The 7,686-nt window shown below is 63.7% G+C and carries 7 protein-coding genes; all 7 read left to right on the forward strand.

The window, feature by feature from the left end:
• Nucleotides 1–387, forward strand: a 387-nt coding sequence (locus tag V7080_RS21555; protein ID WP_442947269.1) for a phosphorylase family protein, incomplete at its 5' end; no start/stop codon positions are given.
• Between the two features lie 21 nt (nt 388–408).
• Nucleotides 409–1,371 carry an arsenosugar biosynthesis radical SAM (seleno)protein ArsS gene (gene arsS, locus V7080_RS21560; RefSeq protein WP_334190442.1) on the forward strand — a complete coding sequence of 321 codons (963 nt, stop codon included), beginning with the start codon at nt 409–411 and terminating at the stop codon, nt 1,369–1,371.
• 395 nt (nt 1,372–1,766) lie between these two features.
• On the forward strand, nt 1,767–3,908 hold the full coding sequence (locus V7080_RS21565; RefSeq protein ID WP_334190443.1) for an FAD-dependent oxidoreductase: 2,142 nt from the start codon (nt 1,767–1,769) through the stop codon (nt 3,906–3,908).
• 13 nt (nt 3,909–3,921) lie between these two features.
• A complete protein-coding gene (locus V7080_RS21570; RefSeq protein WP_334190444.1) occupies nt 3,922–4,602 on the forward strand; it encodes a TIGR04283 family arsenosugar biosynthesis glycosyltransferase in 681 nt (226 codons plus the stop codon).
• Nucleotides 4,603–5,109: 507 nt separating this feature from the next.
• Nucleotides 5,110–5,727: a TIGR04282 family arsenosugar biosynthesis glycosyltransferase gene (locus V7080_RS21575; RefSeq protein WP_334190445.1), complete on the forward strand. Its 618-nt coding sequence runs from the start codon at nt 5,110–5,112 to the stop codon at nt 5,725–5,727.
• Nucleotides 5,724–6,458 (forward strand): DUF3047 domain-containing protein, encoded by a 735-nt coding sequence (locus V7080_RS21580; protein WP_334190446.1) that lies wholly within the window; start codon nt 5,724–5,726, stop codon nt 6,456–6,458. Before V7080_RS21575 ends, V7080_RS21580 begins: the two co-directional genes overlap by 4 nt.
• Nucleotides 6,455–7,570, forward strand: coding sequence for an FAD-dependent oxidoreductase (locus V7080_RS21585; protein WP_334190447.1), 1,116 nt, complete (start codon nt 6,455–6,457; stop codon nt 7,568–7,570). Before V7080_RS21580 ends, V7080_RS21585 begins: the two co-directional genes overlap by 4 nt.
• Nucleotides 7,571–7,686 lie beyond the last annotated feature (116 nt).

The following is a 7,686-nucleotide window of genomic DNA, read 5'->3' on the forward strand; positions in this document are numbered from 1 at the left end:
ACCTATGCCTGTGTCGAAGGCCCGCGGCTCGGCACCCGCGCCGAAAGCCATTTCCTGCGGCAGGCCGGCTGCGATCTCGTCGGCATGACCAATGTGCCGGAAGCCTTCCTCGCCCGCGAGGCGCAGATCTGTTATGCCACGATCGGCATCGCGACCGACTACGACTGTTGGATGGAAGACCCGGCCCAGCATGTGAGCGTCAGTTCCATTTTCACGTTGTACCGGCAGAGCCTGGAGAAAGTCCGCGACCTGCTGATCGCCCTGCTCAATGACGACAGGCCGCCGGAGGAGCCGGAGATCCGCACCGCGCTCGCCCATGCCATGCTGACGCCGGAGAGCGCGCTCGACAGCGAGCAACTCGCCTGGCTCGCCGTGCTCAAACGCTGAACCCGCTCCGGAGATTCCCCGATGCATGCCACTTACCCTCTGCTGAAAAAAACCGACTTCCCCGCCATCCGGCGCAAAACGCTCGATACTTTGCAGGTCAACCTCGGCTACAAATGCAACCAGACCTGCCAGCACTGCCACGTCAATGCCGGACCGAACCGCAAGGAAATGATGGACCGGGAAACCGTCGATCTTGTTTTGCAGGTGCTGCGGGACCGGAAATTGTCCACGCTGGACATGACCGGCGGCGCGCCGGAGATGAACGTCCATTTCCGCTACCTGGTGCAGGAGGCGAGGGCGCTCGGCGTGCATGTGATCGACCGCTGCAATCTCACCATTCTTTTCGAGCCGGGCTACGAGGACATAGCCGAATTCCTGGCACGGCACGAAGTGGAAATCACTGCCTCCCTGCCGTGCTATTCGCAGAAAAACGTCGACCAGCAGCGCGGCGATGGCGTCTTCGACAAGAGCATCGCCGGGCTGCGGCTGCTCAATTCGCTCGGCTACGGGCGCGACGGCGGTCCCGCGCTCAGCCTGGTATACAACCCGCAGGGTCCGTCGCTGCCGCCAAACCAGCAGGGACTGGAAGCGGATTACAAGCGCGAGCTGATGCAGCATTTCGGCATCGAATTCACCCGCCTGTATGTGCTGGCGAACATGCCGATCCAGCGTTTCGGCAGCATGCTGATTTCAAAGGGCCAGTTTGCCGATTACATGCATCTGCTGAAGCACAACTACAGCAGCGCCAACCTCGATGGCGTGATGTGCCGCACGCTGGTGAGCGTGGACTGGCAAGGGCATTTGTACGACTGCGATTTCAACCAGATGCTGGCGATGCCGGCGCGATTGAATCGGACCGGCAGGCCGCATCTGCGGGATCTGCTCGGGCGGGAGGTTGACGGGGAGCCGATTGCGATTGCGGATCATTGCTATGGATGTACGGCGGGGCAGGGGAGTAGTTGCGGAGGGGCGTTGGCGGCTTGATGGATGAAGCTGGGATGAAGCCGGGGTTTCGTAATGCATGCATTGCGCCGGCTGAATCGGAGCCGCATGCAAGCGGCGACGTGGATGAGCGCGGGGTTTCACAAAGCATTGCTTTGTGCCGCGCAAATCGAAGCCGCCTATGAGCGGCGACGTGGAAAGGTTGTAAGCGAACCAGCTCCTTCCCCCTCGTAGGGGATGAGCGCGGGATTTCACGAAGCACGGCTTCGTGCCGCGCGAATCGGAGCCGCATGCAAGCGGCGACGTGGAAAGGTTGTAAGCGAACCAGCTCCTTCCCCCTCGTAGGGGGAAGGAGCCTTACAGTAAATGCGTCTACCGAAACCTGCCGACGGACATTCTTTAGATTCACAACCGAGTTCAACCAACAACCCCAAAAAATGAACCGCACCAAGCTCCTCATCCTCCTCGCCGTCATCGCCGCCGTCGCCGCGTTCGTCTTCTTCGACCTCGGCCGCTACCTCAGCCTCGACTTCCTCAAGTCCAGCCAGCAATCCTTCCAGTCTTATTACCAGGCGCATCCCGCGCAGGCGATGCTGATCTACGTCGCCATCTACATCGCCGCCACCGCGCTGTCCCTGCCCGGCGCCACCATCATCACGCTGGCCGGCGGCGCGCTGTTCGGCCTCGCGGTCGGCACGCTGCTGGTGTCCTTCGCTTCCGCGATCGGCGCCACGCTCGCCTTCCTCATGTCGCGCTACCTGCTTCAGGACTGGGTACGCGCCCGGTTCGGCAAGCGGCTCGCGCCGATCGACGACGGCATCGCCCGCGACGGACCGTTCTACCTGTTCACGCTGCGCCTGGTGCCGCTGTTCCCGTTCTTCCTCGTCAACCTGCTGATGGGCCTGACGAAGATCCGCACCAGGACCTTCTACTGGGTCAGCCAGGTCGGCATGCTGGCGGGCACGCTGGTGTATGTGAATGCCGGCACCCAGCTGGCGCAAATCGACAGCCTGCGCGGCATCGCCTCGCCGGCGGTGATCGGTTCCTTCATCCTGCTCGGCATCTTTCCGCTGGTTGCCCGCAAGGCGCTGCATATGTACACGGCGCGGCGGGTCTATGCGAAGTGGAAAAAGCCGGCGCGCTTCGACCGCAACCTGGTCGTCATTGGCGCAGGCGCCGCGGGCCTGGTGACCTCCTACATCGCCGCAACGGTCAAGGCAAAGGTCACCCTGATCGAAGGACACAAGATGGGCGGCGATTGCCTGAACTTCGGCTGCGTGCCTTCCAAGGCGCTGATCCGCTCGGCGAAGTTCGTCCAGCAGGCGCGCGAATCGGCATCACTCGGCATTGCCGAAGCCAACGTCAACTTTAATTTCGCTGATGTGATGGCGCGCATCCATCGGGTGATCGGCGATATCGAGCCGCACGACTCCGTCGAGCGCTATACCGGATTGGGCGTCGATGTGGTGCAGGGCAAGGCGAAGATCGTGTCGCCCTGGGAAGTGGAGGTCGGCGGGCGTCGCCTGACGACCCGCAGCATCGTCATCGCCGCAGGCGCCCGTCCGCTGGTGCCGCCGATTCCCGGCATCGACGATGTGGGTTACCTGACCTCGGATTCGCTGTGGTCGTTACAGGAATTGCCGAAGCGGATGGTGGTGCTCGGCGGCGGACCGATCGGCTGCGAACTCGCGCAGGCCTTCGCCCGTTTCGGCAGTGCGGTGACGCAGGTGGAAATGGCGCCGCGCCTGATGGGCCGCGAGGATGAGGACGCGGCCGCACTGGTCACGGCGGCACTGGAGAGCGATGGCGTCAACGTGATGACCGGCTTCAAGGCCGTGCGCTGCGAAAACAGCGGCGGCATCAAGCGCCTGTTCGTACAGCAGAACGGCAGCGGCAAGGAAGTCGCGATTGAATTCGACCTGCTCCTCTGCGCCGTCGGCCGCATCGCGCGCACCGAAGGCTATGGCCTCGAAGAACTCGGCATGCCGCTCACCCCGCGCAAGACCATCGACACCGACGCTTACCTGCAAACCCTGTATCCGAACATTTATGCCTGCGGCGACGTCGCCGGTCCCTACCAGTTCACCCACACCGCCGCGCACCAGGCATGGTTCGCCGCCGTCAATGCACTCTTCGGCCAGTTCAAGCGTTTCCGCGCCGACTACAGCGTGATCCCATGGTGCACCTTCACCGCCCCGGAAGTCGCGCGTGTCGGATTGTCGGAGCAGGAGGCGAAGGAGCAGGGCATCGCCTATGAAGTGGCGCGATTCAATATCGCTGAACTCGACCGCGCCATCGCCGACGAAGCCGCATCCGGCTTCATCAAGGTACTGACGGTCCCCGGCAAGGACCGCATCCTCGGTGCCTGCATCGTCGGCGAGCACGCCGGCGAACTGCTGGCCGAGTATGTGCTGGCGATGAAGCATGGCATCGGCCTGAACAAGATACTCGGCACCATCCATACCTATCCGACGATGGCGGAAGCAAACAAGTACGTCGCCGGCGAATGGAAGCGCGCCCATGCGCCGCAAAGGCTGCTGCAATGGGTCGGCCGCTACCATGCCTGGCGGCTGGGCTGACGAAGGAAGGCCGATGCTGTCGATCATCCTGCCCGTACTGAATGAAGCAGAGCAGATCGTCGCCTCGCTGGTGCCGCTGCAGGCATTGCGGGCCGGCGATGTGGAACTGATCGTCGTGGACGGTGGCAGCAATGACGACACGGCCAAGCTGGCGGCGCCGCTGGCAGACAGGCTGGTGCATGCGCATCGCGGGCGGGCGCGGCAGATGAATGCCGGCGCCGCACTCGCGAAAGGCGACATCCTGCTGTTCCTGCATGCCGACACGAAGCTGCCCGGCAATGCGCTGAACGCGATGCAAGACGTGCGGGAGGGCCTCGCATCGCCGGCGCACGCATGGGGGCGATTCGACGTACGCATCGACGGCCGCTCGCGGATGTTCGTCCTGATCGCGGCGCTGATGAACCTCCGCTCCCGCATCACTGGCATAGCGACAGGCGACCAGGCGATCTTTGTAAGGCGCGATGTGTTCGATGCGGTCGGCGGGTTCCCCGAACAACCGCTGATGGAAGATATCGAACTGTCCAGGCTATTGAAGTCGCGAACGAAGCCGCTATGCCTGCGTGAGAAGGTAACCACATCGGGCAGGCGATGGGAAAAGTATGGTATCTGGCGAACGATTGTATTGATGTGGCGGCTGCGGCTGCTGTACTGGATGGGAACGCCGGCGGAGAGGTTGGCGAAGGCGTACAGGTGATGCGAGCAAGTTAAGGTCGCGCCATAGAGGCTGTGGGGGTGAATCCGCTTGGAGGGTGCCGAATAAGAAGGTGCCGAAGCGGATAAAGAAGCGAAATTTGTCTGAGCCGCAGGCGAGTTTATTTCGCTTCCCGCTTTGGCACCCTCTTTTTCGGGGCCCCCGAAGGGGCAGCGTCCTCGCGGTCGCCTTTTTTGCCTTCTTTTTTGGCGAAGCAAAAAAGAAGGTGGCCCGCCGGGGCCAGTCCCGGCTAGTCTCTTCGGAGAACTGCCGGCGTTGCACTACCGGAGACACTCCGTAGCTCTGGATTCCCCCTTGCAGGGCGCGTACTGGCTTGCAAGCCAGTACCGTTTCGCAGGCGGACAGCATGCTGTCCGAATTCCCTGCAAAACCCTTCGCGGGAATGACAAGGATTAAATTGCATTGCCGGTTGGGTGACCACCAAGAATTTGAAGTTGCTGATAGGACGTCCACTGAGATGAAGAAGCTGAGAATGATCGCCACTTTAAAATGACCCCACAAAACTGCGCCCTCATCATCTTCGCCAAAGCCCCCATCCCCGGCCAAGTCAAAACCCGCCTCGCCCAAACAATAGGCGACCAGGCCGCAGCCCGCCTCGCCACCCACATGCTCCACGACACCCTCCACCGCGCCATCGCCGCACGGGTCGGCCCGGTCGAACTCTGCTGCGCCCCCGACACCACTCACCGCGAATTCCGCCACGCCGCCGCGCAATACGATATCAGTCTCACCATGCAAGGCGGCGGCGATCTCGGCGAACGCATGTACCGCGCCCTAGAACGTGCGTTGCTGCGCCACCCGTGCGCGCTGCTGATCGGCACCGACGCACCGGCCCTGGGTATCGGCCAACTCCGCCGGGCAGCCGATGCATTGCTCACGAACCCGGCGGTATTCGTGCCGGCAACCGACGGCGGATACGTGCTGGTCGGCATGAACGAGCCGATGCTTTCACTGTTCGACGACATTCCATGGAGCACCGCCGGCGTCATGCAGCGGACGCGCGAGCGCATCGTCCAGCTCGGCATCGACGTGGCGGAACTGGAACCAGTCGCCGACGTCGATATCCCTGACGATCTCAAGCATGTTCCGGCGGAGTGGCTGGCATGAAGATCCTGCATGCGGCGGCGGTCATGCTTCTCTGCCTCGGCTTTGTCATGAAGACGGCCAGTGCGGTCGATGTACCTGCTTTTTCCGCCATGCCGCCGGGCGGGTCGATAGAAGGCTGGCAGCCGTTGCGGCCCGCTCCGAACGCGCCCGATACCCGCTATACCCTGGTGAAGGAAGACGGCCGGACGGTGTTGAAGGCGGATGCGCAGGCATCGATGTCCGGACTGGTCCATGCGGTGCGGGTCGACCTGCGCAAGACGCCCCTGCTGCGCTGGCGCTGGAAAGTCGCCGCCCCGCTAAAAGGCGCGGACATGCGGGAGAAGGCCGGCGACGACTATGCGGCGCGGGTGTACGTGATGTTCGATTACCCGCTGGAGAAGCTGCCGTTCGGCACGCGTGCCAAGTTGAAGCTCGGTGAAGCGCTCTACGGACAAAAGATCCCCACCGCCGCGCTGAACTACATCTGGGACAACCGCCAGCCGGTCGGCACCATCCAGCCCAATCCCTATACCGACCGCGCCCGCATGATCGTGGTGGAGAGCGGCGCCGACAAGGCAGGCCGCTGGGTCACCGAAACCCGCGACCTGCGTGCGGACTTCCGAGCCGCCTTCGGCGAGGACGCGCCGGAGGTGATCGCCGTGGCGCTGGCAACCGATACCGACAACACCGGCGAAAGCGCGGTGGCCTGGTACGGCGACCTGCAGTTCCTGCCGGAAGGAAGCGGCCGATGAGGCGGCTGGTGCTGGTCGGCGCCGGACATGCGCATGCGCGCGTGCTGCTCGATTTCGCCCGCCGTCCGGTGCCCGATGTCGAAATCGTGCTGGTCTCGCCGGTGGCGCTGGCGCCGTACTCCGGCATGGTGCCGGGATGGCTCGCCGGACATTACGCCTGGGAGGAATGCTGCATTGATTTCGTGTCGCTGTGCCGGCGCGCCGAGGCCGCGTTGCGCCCGAACGCGGTGGTCGCACTCGATCCGGCGCAGCGGGTGCTGCTGCTGTCGGATGGCGAATGCATCCCCTATGACTGGCTCTCGATCGATATCGGCGCGACGCTGACGCCGCCGAAGGCGGAGCGCATGGCGCTGCTGCCGGTGCGTCCGCTGTCGGCGTTGCAAATGCGATGGGATGCGCTGCTCGACGAGATCCGCACGCTGCCGCCGGACACCGCCTATCGGGTAGCGGTAGTGGGTGGCGGCGCGGCCGGCGTGGAGAGCATGCTGGCGATGCATCGGCGCTTTACCGGACTCGCTCCCCAGGTCAAGTTTCAATTCACGCTGGCGACGCAGGGAAACGAGCTGCTGCCGGGCATGGCGGAGGGCGCGGTGCGGCGGCTTGCCGGGCATCTGGCACGGCGCGGCATCGAGGTTCTGCACGGCTTTTCAGCGGACCATGTCGACGGCACGCACATCGTCGGTGAGGACGGCAGGACGATACCGGCCGACGCCGCATTGTGGGCCACCGGCGCGCAGGCATACCGATGGCCTCGGCAATCGGGTTTGCAGGTGGACGAGCGCGGCTTCATCCGGGTGGATGCATACCTGCAGTCCACATCGCATCCAAATGTATTCGCTGCCGGCGATTGCGCCGGGTGGTGCAAACCCTTGCCGAAAGCCGGCGTGTTCGCGGTGCGGATGGGGCCGGTGCTGTCGCGCAACCTGCGGGCGGCAATCGATGGCGCGTGGCTGAAAGCCTATCGGCCGCAACGCCGTTACCTGGTGCTGATCGGCACCGGGGACGAGCACGCGGTCGCGGTGCGCGGGGGATTATCGGCGGAGGGTGGCTGGGCCTGGCGGTGGAAGCAGGCGATCGATCGGCGGTTTTTGGGGAGGTATAACGGGGAGTAAGGAATGAAGCTCTTCCGTGTGAATTTTTGTCAGTGAAACTAAAGCCACCCACCGTAGAGCTCCTTCCCCCTGCCAGGGGGAAGGTTGGGAAGGGGGTGGTGAGGTCGAGCGACTGC

Origin of the sequence: Noviherbaspirillum sp. (genome assembly GCF_036846085.1) — a bacterium.
Taxonomy (GTDB): Bacteria; Pseudomonadota; Gammaproteobacteria; order Burkholderiales; family Burkholderiaceae_D; genus Noviherbaspirillum.